This is a genomic window from Paraburkholderia sp. BL9I2N2, assembly GCF_004339745.1.
Taxonomy (GTDB): domain Bacteria; phylum Pseudomonadota; class Gammaproteobacteria; order Burkholderiales; family Burkholderiaceae; genus Paraburkholderia.
In genome coordinates this window covers 161,808-176,417 of record NZ_SMGP01000001.1, presented here as the reverse complement: position 1 = coordinate 176,417, position 14,610 = coordinate 161,808, and the positions used below count along the sequence as shown (strand labels likewise).

The window sequence follows — 14,610 nt, the reverse complement described above, 5'->3', positions numbered from 1 at the left end:
TTCTTCAACTCGCTTTTCAACCCGCTTTTCAACCTCTCACGCCGACCGCGCAACAATGGCCGACCCGATGACTTCCCGTTCGCGCCGCGGCGTGAACGCTTCTACCGCCGAGCAAACCCGCAGCCGCACGCTGCCTCGCTGGCACTACCTCGTCGCGCTGGCCGCGGGCGCGGCCAATACCCTCTCGTTCGCGCCGACGCCGCACGGCGGCTGGCTCGAACTCGCGATCTTCGCGTTCTTTTTCGCCTGGCTCACGCGCACCACCGGCTGGAAGAGCGCGGCGCTGACGGGCGGCGCGTTCGGCTTCGGCAATTTCGTGACCGGCGTGTGGTGGCTCTACGTCAGCATGCATTTCTACGGCGGCATGGCCGCGCCGCTCGCCGCCGCGGCCGTCGTGCTGTTCTCCCTGTATCTGGCGGTTTATCCGGCGCTGGCGGCGGGCGTCTGGTCGTTCTGCGCGGGTCACGCGCGCAACGGCGCCGCCGCCGACGACACGCCGTTTTCGCCGACCTGGCATGGCGCGCTGGCGTTCGCGAGCGCGTGGGCGATCGGCGAATGGTTGCGCGGCACAGTGTTCACGGGCTTTCCGTGGCTCGCGAGCGGTTACGCTCAAGTGGACGGCCCGTTCGCCGGTTTTGCGCCGGTGGCGGGCGTATACGGCGTCGGCTGGATGTTGGCTCTGGTGGCCGCGCTAGTTGTGCAAGCGGTGCTAGCGTTGCTGTCCTCGCGCAAACCGGACCAGAGCGCCGATGCCAGCCGCAACGGCGACGGCGCGAAACCCGGCGTGGCACGCGTCGTCGTGCCGGGCGCGATCGCGCTGGCGCTGGTCGCAGCCGGCCTGCTGCTGCCGCTCGTGCAATGGACCGTGCCGGCCAACGCGCCGCTGACCGTGCGCCTGCTGCAAGGGAACGTCAAACAGGAAATGAAGTTCGAGGAATCCGGCATGCGCGCCGCGATCGATCAGTATCAGCAAATGATCACCTCGAAGCCGGCCGATCTGATCGTCACGCCGGAAACCGCCATACCGGTGCTTGCGCAGCAATTGCCGGCGCCCTTCGCCTCGGCGGTGCGCAGCTTCTCGGACTCGACGGGCAGCGCGATCCTGTTCGGCGCGATCGGGGGCACCATCACGTCGGAAGGCCAGGTGATCGACTATACGAACAGCCTGTTCGGCGTCACGCCCGGCACGCGCGATGTGTACCGCTACGACAAACACCACCTCGTGCCGTTCGGCGAATTCGTGCCGTGGGGCTTCCGCTGGTTCGTCAACCTGATGAGCATTCCGCTCGGCGATTTCTTCCGTGGCGCGCCGGTGCAGAAGCCCTTCATCGTGCATAACCAGCCGGTCGCCGTGGACATCTGCTACGAGGACATTTTCGGCGAAGAAATTGCGCGGACCATCCGCGAAAGCGATACGCCGGCCGGCGTGCTGATCAATTCGACCAATCTGGCCTGGTTCGGCGACACGATTGCGCTCGACCAGCATCTGCAGATCGCGCGCATGCGTTCGCTGGAAACCGGCCGTCCGATGCTGCGCGCGACCAACACCGGCATGACGGCCGCGATCGATGCGAACGGCAAGGTGCTCGGACGCCTAACTCCGTACACGATCGGCTCGCTCGACGTCACTGTGCAAGGCACCGCGGGCAGGACGCCTTACATCACGAGCGGCAATAACACCGTGCTGGCGGTTTCCTTGCTGCTGCTGGCGTTCGGCTTTGCGTTCGGCCCCGGCATTACGCGGCGCCGCAACGGCAAGCAATAAGCCGCGATTAAACCGCCTCGATCGCGCGTCGCCAATATGAAAAGCGGCGCGCGTGAATCGAGTCAACAAAAACCGCCGCAATAAAAAACGCGTGCCGCGGATTACCGCGAGCGCGCGTTTTAGTACCTATCAAGCTTTACTGGTTCGAAGCAATACGCTGCTGAATATGCTGCGCACGCGCCGGCGACGCCGGATGCGAACTCAACATGCTCGATTTACCGCCATCCAATGCCGAGAGCTTGTTGAATGCCGTCACCAATCCCGACGGATCGAGATTCTTCTTTTTCTGCAGGTCGAACGAATAATCGTCGGCTGCGCTTTCCTGCGTTTGCGAGAATTGCGCGTTAATCAGCTTCTCCGAAAAATCACCGAGCTGCGAACCGGACAGCGCGCCCGCCACGCCACCGGCTGACGACGCCACCGAACGCGCCGCCGAAGTCGCATACGCGACCTGCATCGCTTTCTTCGTGTGGCCGAGCGCCACGTGGCCCATTTCATGACCGACCACGCCGCGCACTTCGTTGTCGTTCATCATGTCCATCAGACCGCTGTAGACGCGCACGCAGCCGTTGGCCATGGCCCACGCGTTGACGTCCTTGGTCATGTACACCTTGTAATTCACCGGCGTGCCGTTGATGTTGTCGCCCAGTTGCGCGGCGATCTTGTTCAGGCGCTTCTGGTACTTGCTGTTCTCGGCGGCAATCTTGTTTTCACTGTCCAGCTGCGCGCACGACTTGTCGGTCAGGGCACGCACGTCGGCGTCGCTCAGCGTGGCAGCCTGAGTGGCCATCTGGCCGGACTTGATCAACGCCGACGGATCGACGCTGCTGACATTCGAGCATGCCGCAAATAAAGCACAGGCGGAAGCGGCAATGGCAAAGCGGTACGATTTCATGTGGAAGTCTCTCTGCGATGTTATTAATTCAGCGGCGCGCTTTTAATGCACCGCCTGTTCGCAACGGTTTCATACCGTCGGCAAAAGAAGCCGGATATGTAAATTGCATAAACCTGCATGAACACATTTGCGCCACGCGACAGACAAAAAAAATGCGCCTGACGGGCAGGCGCATTTTTACCACAACGTAAGCTTTAATTCATGTTTCTGGAAGCTTTGATGACACAATTTTGCAAACTGCACGATATTACTGACCACGCTATTCAAAACATCATCACCTCGCGGCCAATTAGCCGCTTATTCAGTCGGCCGGCATCGTATCGATGAACGACTGACGCAGTGAGAGCTTCTGGAAATGTTTGTCCAGATTCGGATACGGTTCGCGCCAGTTCAATTCCGGCATGCGGAAATCCAGATAACCCAATGCGCAACCCATCGCGATATCCGCGAGCGTGTAGTGATTGCCTGCGCACCACGGCTTGCTGCCCAATCCCTGTGCCATTGCGATCAGGGCTTCGTCGATCTTGCGCTGCTGACGCGCGACCCACGCGTCCACGCGTTGCTCCGGCGCGCGCTGCGTGCCTTCGAGGCGAATCAGCACCGCCGCGTCCAGCACGCCGTCGGCGAGCGCTTCCCAGCAGCGCACCTCGACGCGCTCGCGTCCCGACTGCGGAATCAGCTTGCCGACCGGCGACAGCGTATCCACGTATTCACAGATCACCCGCGAGTCGAACACCGCTTCGCCATCTTCCATTACGAGGCACGGCACTTTGCCGAGCGGATTGAAGGTGTGAATGCGGGTGTCCGGCGCCCAGACATTCTCGGGCACCAGTTCGTAGTCGATCTTCTTGTCGGCCAGCACGATCCGCGCTTTACGCACGAAGGGACTGGCGAGCGAACCGATGAGTTTCATCATTACCGTCTGCCTTTTCCTGAATCCGGCGAAAGTATAAGTGCTTGGCGCCGTTCACGAGCGCTCAGAAGCGTCACGCCGCCGCTTCGCGAGCCGCACGGGGACTCGCTGTGGACGGATTGCAACAGCGCCGCGCGCGTGTCTGCCGCCACTTTCGCCAGTATCCCGCGCAAAATAACTCCGCGCATGGGCGCTACAATCTCACGATGAACCAGCTGACCGAACCCACCATCGCCATCGACGTCCACCGCACGCGCCGTGAGCGCGTACTCGCCGCGCTGCGGGCAGCGGGTGGCGGCGTCGCCATCGTCCCCACCGCGCCGGAGGCGTTGCGCAATCGGGACGCGGACTATCCCTACCGGCACGACAGCTACTTTTACTACCTGAGCGGTTTCACCGAACCCGAAGCGCTGCTTGTGCTCGACGCCAGCGCCGCGCCCGGCGAGCCGGCTTCGGTGCTGTTCTGCCGCGAGAAAAACGTCGAGCGCGAGACGTGGGAAGGCTTCCGCTTCGGCCCGGATGGCGCGCGCGTGGCCTTCGGGTTCGACGCCGCGTTCGCCATCGGCGAAATCGACACGCAATTGCCGCGTTTGCTCGCCGACAAGCCGTCGCTGCATTACGCGCTCGGCGCCTCGGCGCAACTGGACGAACGGGTACGCGGCTGGCTCGACGCGGTGCGGGCGCAAAGCCGCGGCGGTGTCGCCGCGCCCGCGGCCGCGTGCGATCTCATCCCGTTGCTCGACGAGATGCGGCTCATCAAGGACGATCACGAACTGGCCATCATGCGCCGGGCCGGGCAGATTTCCGCCCAGGCGCATCGCCGCGCCATGGCCGCGTGCCATCCGGGCGTGCGCGAGTACGAACTCGAAGCCGAACTGCTCTACACATTCCGCAAGTTCGGCGCGCAGGCGCCGGCTTACACGTCGATCGTCGCGGCCGGCGCGAACGCCTGCGTGCTGCACTACCCAGCCGGCAACGCGATTGCTCAGGACGGCGACCTGATCCTGATCGACGCGGCCTGCGAACTCGACGGCTACGCCTCCGACATCACCCGCACCTTCCCCGCGAGCGGCCGCTTCACGCCAGCGCAGCGCGAGCTGTACGACATCGTGCTGGCCGCGCAGCAGGCCGCGATTGACGCCACCCGCGCCGGCGCCACCTTCGACGACCCGCACCAGGCCGCCGTGCGCGTGCTGTCGCAGGGCTTGCTCGACACCGGCATCATCGAGCGCGCGAAATTCGCCACGGTCGACGACGTAATCGCCGAACGTGCCTACGCGCCCTTCTATATGCACCGCACGGGCCACTGGCTCGGCATGGACGTGCACGACGTCGGCGACTACCGCGAACGCGGCGCGCCGCGCGACGAAGCGGGCGCGCTGCCGTGGCGCACGCTGCAGGCGTCGATGACGCTGACCATCGAGCCCGGCCTGTATATCCGGCCGACCGAAGGCGTGCCCGAGCGCTACTGGAACATCGGCATCCGCATCGAGGACGACGCGATTGTCACGCCGACCGGTTGCGAACTGATGACGCGCGACGTGCCGGTCGCCGCCGACGAGATCGAGGCGCTGATGCAGGAAGCCCGCGCGGCCCACGAAGCAGCGCAGTAACTCGCAAGGAAGTAACACGTAATGAACGACGTTTCCCAGTCGACGGTGATCCTGAAGCCCGCCAAGGCCGGCCAACCCTTCGATTTCGACGTGACGATTGTCGGCGCCGGTCCGGTCGGGCTGGCGCTGGCCGGCTGGCTGGCGCGCCGCAGCGCGACGCGGGCGCTGAAGATCGCGCTCGTCGACGCGCGCGAGCCGGAAGATTCGATCGCCGATCCGCGCGCCATCGCCGTGTCTCATGGCAGCCGGATGATCCTGGAACCGCTGCGCTGGCCTGCCGACGCCACCGCGATCCACCGCATTCACGTCTCGCAGCGCGGCCACTTCGGCCGCACGCTGATCGATCACGGCGAGCACGGATTGCCGGCACTCGGCTACGTGCTGCGCTACGGCTCGATCGTGCATGGCCTCGCCGAGGCGGTGCACGCGACTTCGGTGCACTGGTTCCGCTCCACCTCCGCCGCGGCGCCGACGCAGGAACTCGACGGCGTCACGCTGCCGATCGAAACCGCGGGCGTCACGCGTCAGTTGCGCACACGCATTCTGGTGAATGCCGAAGGCGGCTTGTTCGGTGATCAGAAGTCGTCAGGTCGAGTGGCGGGCAAACGCGCCGCCAAAGGCGCCAGCACGAGTGCGGACAGGCAAGTCGGCCATGGTGCCGACGATGACAACGTCCGCAGCCAAGCCGCCGACAGCGCGACGAAAAGCGCTGATCGGCAAGCCGGCCGGGACGGCGAGGCCGCACGGCGCGCCGGCGGAGGCGTCGCCGAAACCGGCACGCGCGACTATGGACAGACCGCACTCGTCGGCACGGTGACTGTATCCGCACCGCAACCGCACGTGGCGTGGGAGCGCTTCACGTCGCAAGGCCCGATCGCATTGCTGCCGATGGGCGGCGTGCGCGGCGCCGACTACGCGCTGGTCTGGTGCTGCGCGCCCGAGGAAGCCGCGCGCCGCGCGCAACTTTCCGACGAAGACTTCCTGCGCGAACTCGGCGCCGCGTTCGGCGACCGCATGGGCCGCTTTACGCACATCAAGGGACGCGCGTCGTTCCCGTTGGGACTGAACGCCGTGGAAACGCTGGTGAATGGCCACGTCGTCGCGATCGGCAACGCGGCGCAGACGCTGCATCCGGTGGCGGGTCAGGGCCTGAACCTGGGTCTGCGCGACGCCCACGCGCTCGCCGACGCCTTGTCGGCGGAAGGTCCGACCCCGCTCGCGCTAGCCACTTTCGCGCAACGCCGCGCGCTCGACCGGCGCATGACGATCGGCGCCACCGACACGCTCGCACGCCTTTTCACCATCGACTTCGCGCCGCTCGCGATCATGCGCGGCCTCGCCCTCACCGCGCTCGAATTCCTGCCGCCGGTGAAAACCGCGCTGGCACGGCAAATGATGTTCGGACAGCGCCGCTAGGCGCGCCGCCCGCTCGCGCCGCACGGACTTTTTGCCTCACGCGAAAGGTGCCTCGCGAGCAGCGCCGGTTCTATGAATCGGCGCACTTTCATAGAAGATTTAATGGGTTACGACAGGCACATGTCGGGTGCCGGCTATCCGTTAACGCTAAAATAGCGGTTTTCTCTCGCATTTCGCCAACGCTCCGATTGACAGAAATTGACCAATCGGCCGCGCGCGCGTCCACCGCGTCCCACGTTATGCCTACTCTCGGCTCCCACAATCTGCGTAATAACCTGTTCGTCGCGCCCATGGCCGGCGTGACCGACCGGCCGTTCCGGCAACTGTGCAAACGGCTGGGCGCGGGCTATGCGGTGTCGGAAATGGTCGCCTCGAACGCGCAGTTGTGGAAAAGCGAGAAGACCATGCGCCGCGCCAATCACGCGGGCGAGGTCGAGCCGATCGCCGTGCAGATCGCCGGCGCCGATCCGGCCATGATGGCCGAAGCGGCCCGCTACAACGTGGCGAACGGCGCGCAGATCATCGACATCAACATGGGCTGCCCGGCCAAGAAGGTGTGCAACGTGGCGGCGGGTTCAGCCCTGTTGCAGAACGAGCCGCTGGTGCAGCGCATCGTCGAGGCGGTGGTGGGCGCGGTCGGCGTCGGGCCCGACGCGGTGCCCGTCACGCTGAAGATCCGCACGGGCTGGGATCGCGAGAACAAGAATGCGCTGAACGTCGCGCGTCTGGCCGAATCGGCCGGCATTTCGATGCTGACCGTGCACGGCCGCACGCGCGCCGACCTGTATCACGGCGACGCCGAATACGAGACCATCGCCGCGGTGAAAGCGGCGGTGCGCATTCCGGTGGTCGCCAACGGCGACATTACGTCGCCGCAAAAAGCACGCGAGGTGTTGGCCGCCACCGGCGCCGACGCCATCATGATCGGCCGCGCGGCGCAGGGGCGCCCGTGGCTGTTCCGCGAGATCGAGCATTTCCTGCAAACGGGCGAGTTGCTGCCGCCGCCGCGCATCGACGAAATCCAGCAGGTGATGAACGAGCATCTGGAAGACCACTACGCTTTCTACGGCGAATTTACGGGTGTCCGCACTGCGCGTAAGCACATCGGCTGGTACACTCGCGGCCTTTCTGGCGCCAACGTGTTCCGGCATCGCATGAATACGCTGGACACCGCGCGCGAACAACTCCTCGCCGTCAACGAGTTCTTCGACGCACAAAAGGCGATCTCCGACCGCCTCGTCTACGTCGACGAAACGCTCAACAATAACGGCGAGCCGGACCATACCGACCGACTAGCAGCATGAGCAAGAACAATATCGAACAATCTGTCCGCGACAGCCTGGGGATGTATTTCCAGGATCTCGACGGCTCCAATCCGCACGACGTCTACGACATGGTGATTTCCTGCGTAGAAAAACCTCTGCTCGAAGTGGTGCTCGAGCAGGCCGGCGGCAATCAGTCGCTGGCCGCCGAGTATCTCGGCATCAACCGCAATACGCTGCGCAAGAAGCTGCAACAGCACGGTTTGCTGTAACCCGTTGTAATTCGTTGTAGTTTCAGGCGCCCTGCCACGTTTCCCTTCGGCTTTTCGTCTTCATCATGATCAAGCAAGCGCTCATCTCTGTTTCCGACAAGTCCGGCATCGTCGACTTCGCCAAGTCGCTGTCGGACCTCGGCGTCAAGATCCTGTCGACCGGCGGCACCGCGAAACTGCTCGCGGACGCGGGTCTCTCCGTCACCGAAGTCGCCGATTACACGGGCTTCCCGGAAATGCTGGACGGGCGCGTGAAAACGCTGCATCCGAAGGTGCACGGCGGCATTCTCGCGCGCCGCGACCTGCCGGAACACATGGCGGCGCTTGAAAAGCACGACATTCCGACCATCGATCTGCTGGTCGTGAATCTGTACCCGTTCGTGCAGACCGTGTCGAAGGAAGAATGCTCGCTGGAAGACGCGATCGAGAACATCGACATCGGCGGGCCGACCATGCTGCGTTCGGCCGCGAAGAATCATCGCGACGTGACGGTGGTGGTCGATCCGGCCGACTACGCGGTCGTACTCGACGAAATGCGCGCGAACAGCAATGCCGTGTCGTACAAGACGAACTTCCGCCTCGCCACCAAGGTGTTCGCGCACACCGCGCAATACGACGGCGCGATCACGAACTACCTGACGAGCCTGACCGACGAACTGCAGCACGCGTCGCGCAACGCTTATCCGGCGACGTTCAACCTGGCATTCGACAAGGTGCAGGATCTGCGCTACGGCGAAAACCCGCATCAGAGCGCCGCGTTCTACCGCGATCTGAGCGTGCCGGCCGGCGCACTGGCGAACTACAACCAGTTGCAAGGCAAGGAACTGTCGTACAACAACATCGCGGATTCCGATGCGGCGTGGGAATGCGTGAAAACCTTCGACGTGCCGGCCTGCGTGATCGTCAAGCACGCGAATCCGTGCGGCGTGGCAGTCGGGGCGGACGCCAACGAAGCGTACGCGAAGGCGTTCCAGACCGACCCGACCTCGGCGTTCGGCGGCATCATCGCGTTCAACCGCGAAGTGGACGAAGCAGCGGCGCAAGCCGTGGCCAAGCAGTTCGTTGAAGTGCTGATCGCGCCGTCGTTCAGCGCCGAAGCGCGCAAGGTGTTCGCGGCGAAGCAGAATGTGCGTCTGCTGGAAATCGCGCTGGGCGAAGGCCACAACGCGTTTGATCTGAAGCGCGTGGGCGGCGGCCTGCTGGTGCAGTCGCTCGACTCGAAGAACGTGCAGCCGCGCGAATTGCGCGTGGTCACGAAGCGTCATCCGACGCCGAAGGAAATGAACGATCTGCTGTTCGCGTGGCGCGTGGCGAAGTACGTGAAGTCGAACGCCATCGTGTTCTGCGGCAACGGCATGACGCTCGGCGTAGGCGCGGGTCAGATGAGTCGCGTGGACTCGGCGCGCATCGCCAGCATCAAGGCGCAGAATGCCGGTTTGACGCTGGCCGGTTCGGCGGTGGCGTCGGACGCGTTCTTCCCGTTCCGCGACGGCCTCGACGTGGTAGTGGCGGCAGGCGCGACTTGCGTGATTCAGCCGGGCGGTTCGATGCGCGATGATGAAGTGGTCAGCGCGGCGGATGAGCACAATATCGCGATGGTGCTGACTGGGGTGCGGCACTTCCGGCATTGATTTGGGGTTTAGGTTTCAATAGCGGCGTCGGTTTCCTGGTGAAACCGGGTTGCTGGTGAGATTTTGAGATTTACAGAAACGGCCTGGCGGAATTTTCCGTCGGGCCGTTTTCTTTGGTGCGGCGTGTGTTCCGCGTGTGCCGTTCGTGCCGTTCGTGCCGTTCGTGCCAGCTGTGCAGCTTGTGCCGGTCGTGCCGTGCCCACGCCACTCTTTACGCCCCGCTCAGTCGTCCGGTTCCTTTCTCGCGTAGCCACCGCTCACGTCCGCGTGCTGGCTGATATAAGTGCTGAGCCCCTGCCCACGTCGCGCAAGACGCTTGAGCGCGGCGACGTGTCGCGCGCCGACGCTCGCCTCGGTGTACCAGTACACCACGCCGTGCCTGAAGCGGACCGCGACGAAGTCGTCACCGATTTCATAAGCCTCGACGCCTGAGTCGCCGCTGAGATTCCGATAGCGCTCCATGTGCGTATGCCTCCTTGCAGCAAACTCAGCAGTTTTTATTCCGCTGACAGCGCCGCGCGCCGACCGCCACGCGGCGCGTGTGTTGTAGTATCGCAAGCACCTGGTTTTTACCGCATTTGCGGCACCTCATGAGAATTCTCGGCATCGACCCCGGCCTGCGCGTGACCGGCTTCGGCGTGATCGACCAAAGCGGCCACACGCTCAGCTATGTCGCGAGCGGCGTCATCAAAACCGCCGACGCCGATCTGCCGTCGCGCCTCGGCACCATCTTCGAAGGCATCTCCACGTTGATCCGCCAGCATTCGCCTGATCAGTCGGCGATTGAAAAAGTGTTCGTCAACGTCAACCCGCAATCCACCTTGCTGCTCGGCCAGGCACGCGGGGCGGCAATTTGCGGACTGGTCGCGGGCGGCGTGCCGGTCGCCGAATATACAGCCCTGCAATTGAAGCAAGCCGTGGTGGGTTACGGCCGCGCAACCAAGGAGCAGATGCAGCAGATGGTGGTGCGCCTGCTCAATCTCTCCGGCGTACCCAGCACCGACGCCGCCGACGCGCTCGGTATGGCGATCTGCCACGCGCACGGCGGCACGACGCTGAGTACGTTGGGCGGCATCGCGCCTTCGCTGGCGAAGAAGGGGCTGCGCGTGAGGCGCGGACGGTTGGTCGGATAGCGTGGCAAACGCGGCCCGCTGGCCGCCTTTGTGCCGCGCATGCGTGGCTCACGGCTCACGGCTCACGGCTCACGGCTCACGGCTCACGGCTCACGGCTCACGCAAGATGGTATGCAACGGCGCAGCCGCCTCAATCAATTCCGACTAGCCAGCGCAAGCCGGCAGGCCAATCCCGCGAACACCGTCCCCAGCAGATACTGCGGCAGCCGCGACGGCCGCTGCCCCGCCGATAGCTTGCGGCTCAGCTTGCTCGCCATCAGGATCACCGCGCCGTTCACGCAGAAGCCGATCAGGTTCAACACGGTGGCCAGCACCATGATCTGCAACGCGACCGACCCCGCTTCGGGCCGCACGAATTGCGGAAACAGCGCGAGCACGAACAGCGCGACTTTCGGATTCAGCAGATTGGTGAAGAGGCCCTGGCGGAAAATGCGGCCAACCGGATAACGGCTCATCGACGCATTCGGCGCGAGCACCGTGCCCTGCGCGCGGAATGTTTTCCAGGCGAGATAGAGCAGATACGCGGCGCCGGCGAAACGCACCACATCGTATGCCATGGGCACGGCCAGAAAGAGCTGCGACAACCCGAACGCCGCGGCCAACGCATGACAATACGTGCCGACCAGAATGCCCGCCAGCGACGCAAAGCCCGCGGAACGCCCCTGGCTCACACTGCGCGAGGCAATCAGCAACATGTCGGGGCCGGGCGTGGCGGTCAACGCGAGACACGCGCCGGCAAACAGCGCGAGAGTGGTCAGGCTCAGCATGAAAGCTCCTTCTGGGTGAGTGGGATGAGAACCCGCCAAAAGGGATCTCAGTCTATGGGGCGGCCTCGCGCGGGTCAACCGCGATTACGCGTAACTCGCGGGCCACTCGTCACTCATTTGCTGCGCTACACTCGCCCTTTCTCTCAGGATTGAATTCGCCATGATCGGTCGCATTGCCGGCGTTCTGCTGGAAAAAAACCCGCCGCATCTGCTCGTCGACTGCAACGGCGTCGGTTACGAAGTCGATGTGCCGATGAGCACGTTCTACAACCTGCCCTCCACCGGCGAACGCGTCGTGTTGCTCACGCAGATGATCGTGCGTGAAGACGCGCACCTGCTATACGGCTTCGGCACCGCCGAGGAACGCTCGACCTTCCGCGAACTGCTGAAAATTTCCGGCATCGGCGCGCGCATGGCGTTGGCGGTGCTGTCGGGCATGAGCGTGCACGAACTCGCGCAGACCGTCACGATGCAGGACGCGGCGCGTTTGACGCGCGTGCCGGGCATCGGCAAGAAGACGGCGGAGCGCCTGCTCCTCGAATTGAAGGGCAAGATCGGCGCCGATCTGGGCGCGATGGCGGGCGCGGCGTCGGCATCCGACCACGCCTCCGACATCCTGAACGCACTGCTCGCATTGGGTTACTCCGAAAAAGAAGCGTTGGCCGCCGTCAAAAACGTGCCGGCCGGAACCGGCGTTTCCGAGGGCATCAAGCTCGCGTTGAAGGCGCTGTCCAAGGGCTGACGCTCGCCCCTCGTTTCGACGTGCATGCGATGGCTGAAGCTTCGCACACGGCTGCGAGCCGCGCACCCTGGCCATTCGGCCGAGTTTCGCGGCGGGCGGCTCGCGGTACAATGAACGCATGATCGAAACCGACAAACTCGCCGCCGAGCGCATCATCGCGGCCACGCCCGTCTCGCCGAACGAAGAAGCGTTCGAGCGCGCGTTGCGTCCGCGCCAGCTCGAAGAATATGTCGGGCAGGAAAAAGTGCGCGGCCAGCTGGAAATCTTTATCGAGGCCGCCAAGCGCCGTTCCGAATCGCTCGACCATGTCTTGCTGTTCGGGCCGCCAGGCCTCGGCAAGACCACGCTCGCGCACATCATCGCGCGGGAAATGGGTGTCAATCTGCGGCAAACGTCCGGACCGGTGCTTGAGCGCGCCGGCGACCTCGCCGCGCTGCTCACCAATCTCGAAGCCAACGACGTGCTGTTCATCGACGAAATTCACCGGCTCTCGCCGGTCGTCGAAGAAATTCTGTACCCGGCGTTGGAGGATTATCAGATCGACATCATGATCGGCGAAGGTCCGGCCGCGCGTAGCGTGAAGCTGGACCTGCAACCGTTCACGCTGGTCGGCGCGACCACGCGCGCGGGCATGCTGACCAACCCGTTACGCGACCGCTTCGGCATCGTCGCGCGGCTCGAGTTTTATAACGCCGAGGAACTGGCGCGCATCGTCACGCGTTCGGCGTCGCTGCTCCATGCGCAGATCCATCCAGACGGCGCGTTCGAGATCGCCAAGCGCGCGCGCGGCACGCCGCGGATCGCGAACCGCTTGCTGCGGCGCGTGCGCGACTTCGCCGAAGTGAAGGCCGACGGCAACATCACCGCGCAAGTGGCCGACGCCGCGCTCAAGATGCTCGACGTGGATGCGGTCGGCTTCGACCTGATGGACCGCAAGCTGCTCGAGGCGATCCTGCACAAGTTCGACGGCGGCCCGGTCGGCGTCGACAATCTGGCCGCGGCGATCGGCGAAGAACGCGACACGATTGAAGACGTGCTCGAGCCTTATTTGATCCAGCAAGGCTTCCTGCAACGCACGCCGCGCGGCCGCGTCGCCACGATGCTGACGTACCGGCATTTCGGCCTCGCCGCGCCCGACTCGTCGAGCGGCCTGCCCGGTCTGTGGGATTCGGCCGCGACCTGATTCGAACCACGTCGCGCGAGACCGAATCAGGATGTCCGACCAAACCAGGCAACCCAACTCTTCCAGCAGTCTCTTGCAGCTTCTCACCCGCAGGCTTCGCTCAAAGCTGGCCGCCGGGGTCACGCATCTGACAAGCGGCAGCGGTCCCACGCTCGACTACTTGTCGCCTCCGGGCGACCCCGGCCTGTTCGGGCCGGACTCGGAGTGCTGGAAAGTCCACGCCGATTTCACGTCGATGATGACGGGCGGCATCAGCGCGCTATTGCTGCAAGCGTTGCATCCGCTGGCGCTCGCCGGCGTGTGGGACCATTCGACGTTTCGCACCGACATTCTCGGCCGCCTGCGCCGCACCGCGACTTTCATCGCGGGCACGACGTACGGCAGCCGGCACGACGCGCTTGCGCTGGTCGAACGTGTGAAGCGCATTCATCTCGGTGTCAGCGGCGTCGCGCCTGACGGCCAGCCCTATCGCGCGAGCGAACCCGCGCTGTTGACGTGGGTGCATGTCGCCGAAGTGTCGAGCTTCATGACCGCGCACTTGCGCTATGTGAATCCGTCGCTGCCCGTTGCCGCGCAGGATCAGTATTTCGCGGAGACCGCGCGCATTGCCGAGATGCTCGGCGCGTCGGACATTCCGCGCTCGCGAGCCGAGATCGACGCTTACCTGCTCGCGATGCAGCCCGGGCTTGTGGCCACCGAACGCACGCGCGAAGTCGTGAGGGTTCTGATGACAGCGCCCGCCCCGAGCGTTTCGATGCGACCGGCCGGCGTGTTGATGTTCAACGCCGGTGTCGATCTGCTGCCCGATTGGGCACAGGCGATGTTGGGATTTCACCGCTACGCGGCGCTTCGCCGTGCGATGGCGAGGCCGGGTGTGCGGTTGGTGGCGCCTGTCATTCGTTGGGCGCTGGTGAATGGTGTGTCGAAACGGGCGCGGCGCCGTGTGGCTGCAGGTGTACGCGAGCCGGAGTAACGCGAGCGACGGCGCTCGTACGCGCGCAAGCCGCCCAATCAAACG

General features: G+C 64.4%; 14 protein-coding genes. 10 read left to right on the top strand and 4 right to left on the bottom strand.

All coding sequences use genetic code 11. The annotated features are described in order from the left end of the window. Window positions 1–55: 55 nt before the first annotated feature. Entirely contained in the window at window positions 56–1,765 is a 1,710-nt protein-coding gene (gene lnt / locus B0G74_RS00800; RefSeq protein WP_132373153.1) for an apolipoprotein N-acyltransferase, read from the top strand. A 136-nt stretch (window positions 1,766–1,901) separates the two neighbouring features. Here the strand turns inward: lnt and B0G74_RS00795 are convergent, their stop codons facing one another. Beyond that, complete coding sequence (locus tag B0G74_RS00795) at window positions 1,902–2,660, bottom strand: M48 family metallopeptidase (protein ID WP_132373151.1); 759 nt, start codon at window positions 2,658–2,660, stop codon at window positions 1,902–1,904. 301 nt (window positions 2,661–2,961) lie between these two features. Next, window positions 2,962–3,576, bottom strand: coding sequence for a glutathione S-transferase C-terminal domain-containing protein (locus B0G74_RS00790; RefSeq protein WP_132373149.1), 615 nt, complete (start codon window positions 3,574–3,576; stop codon window positions 2,962–2,964). 203 nt (window positions 3,577–3,779) lie between these two features. Here B0G74_RS00790 and B0G74_RS00785 point away from each other — a divergent pair, with 203 nt between their 5' ends. The 5 genes from B0G74_RS00785 to purH all read left to right on the top strand — a co-directional run bounded on the left by B0G74_RS00785 (window position 3,780) and on the right by purH (window position 9,767). Then, on the top strand, window positions 3,780–5,186 hold the full coding sequence (locus tag B0G74_RS00785; RefSeq protein WP_132373147.1) for an aminopeptidase P N-terminal domain-containing protein: 1,407 nt from the start codon (window positions 3,780–3,782) through the stop codon (window positions 5,184–5,186). Between the two features lie 21 nt (window positions 5,187–5,207). Beyond that, complete coding sequence (locus B0G74_RS00780) at window positions 5,208–6,602, top strand: UbiH/UbiF/VisC/COQ6 family ubiquinone biosynthesis hydroxylase (protein WP_132373145.1); 1,395 nt, start codon at window positions 5,208–5,210, stop codon at window positions 6,600–6,602. 239 nt (window positions 6,603–6,841) lie between these two features. Continuing rightward, window positions 6,842–7,906, top strand: coding sequence for a tRNA dihydrouridine synthase DusB (dusB, locus tag B0G74_RS00775; RefSeq protein ID WP_132373143.1), 1,065 nt, complete (start codon window positions 6,842–6,844; stop codon window positions 7,904–7,906). Further along, the gene (locus tag B0G74_RS00770; RefSeq protein ID WP_007180440.1) at window positions 7,903–8,136 is read left to right on the top strand and encodes a Fis family transcriptional regulator; all 234 of its coding nucleotides are present in this window, start codon (window positions 7,903–7,905) and stop codon (window positions 8,134–8,136) included. The genes dusB and B0G74_RS00770 overlap by 4 nt, the downstream gene beginning before the upstream one ends. Before the next feature lie 65 nt (window positions 8,137–8,201). Further along, on the top strand, window positions 8,202–9,767 hold the full coding sequence (purH, locus tag B0G74_RS00765) for a bifunctional phosphoribosylaminoimidazolecarboxamide formyltransferase/IMP cyclohydrolase (RefSeq protein ID WP_132373141.1): 1,566 nt from the start codon (window positions 8,202–8,204) through the stop codon (window positions 9,765–9,767). A gap of 222 nt (window positions 9,768–9,989) precedes the next feature. On the opposite strand, the gene B0G74_RS00760 is transcribed toward purH, so the two are convergent. Beyond that, window positions 9,990–10,229: a hypothetical protein gene (locus B0G74_RS00760; protein WP_132373139.1), complete on the bottom strand. Its 240-nt coding sequence runs from the start codon at window positions 10,227–10,229 to the stop codon at window positions 9,990–9,992. Between the two features lie 128 nt (window positions 10,230–10,357). Between B0G74_RS00760 and ruvC the strand changes: the two genes are divergently transcribed. After that, entirely contained in the window at window positions 10,358–10,900 is a 543-nt protein-coding gene (gene ruvC, locus B0G74_RS00755; protein ID WP_132373137.1) for a crossover junction endodeoxyribonuclease RuvC, read from the top strand. A 134-nt stretch (window positions 10,901–11,034) separates the two neighbouring features. On the opposite strand, the gene B0G74_RS00750 is transcribed toward ruvC, so the two are convergent. Beyond that, complete coding sequence (locus B0G74_RS00750; protein ID WP_132373135.1) at window positions 11,035–11,667, bottom strand: LysE family translocator; 633 nt, start codon at window positions 11,665–11,667, stop codon at window positions 11,035–11,037. A 160-nt stretch (window positions 11,668–11,827) separates the two neighbouring features. Between B0G74_RS00750 and ruvA the strand changes: the two genes are divergently transcribed. The 3 genes from ruvA (at window position 11,828) to B0G74_RS00735 (ending at window position 14,565) form a co-directional block, all read left to right on the top strand. Further along, window positions 11,828–12,409, top strand: coding sequence for a Holliday junction branch migration protein RuvA (gene ruvA, locus B0G74_RS00745; RefSeq protein WP_007180436.1), 582 nt, complete (start codon window positions 11,828–11,830; stop codon window positions 12,407–12,409). A 118-nt stretch (window positions 12,410–12,527) separates the two neighbouring features. Continuing rightward, complete coding sequence (ruvB, locus tag B0G74_RS00740) at window positions 12,528–13,592, top strand: Holliday junction branch migration DNA helicase RuvB (RefSeq protein ID WP_132373133.1); 1,065 nt, start codon at window positions 12,528–12,530, stop codon at window positions 13,590–13,592. A 31-nt stretch (window positions 13,593–13,623) separates the two neighbouring features. Further along, complete coding sequence (locus B0G74_RS00735; RefSeq protein WP_132373131.1) at window positions 13,624–14,565, top strand: oxygenase MpaB family protein; 942 nt, start codon at window positions 13,624–13,626, stop codon at window positions 14,563–14,565. The last annotated feature ends 45 nt before the right edge of the window (window positions 14,566–14,610 follow it).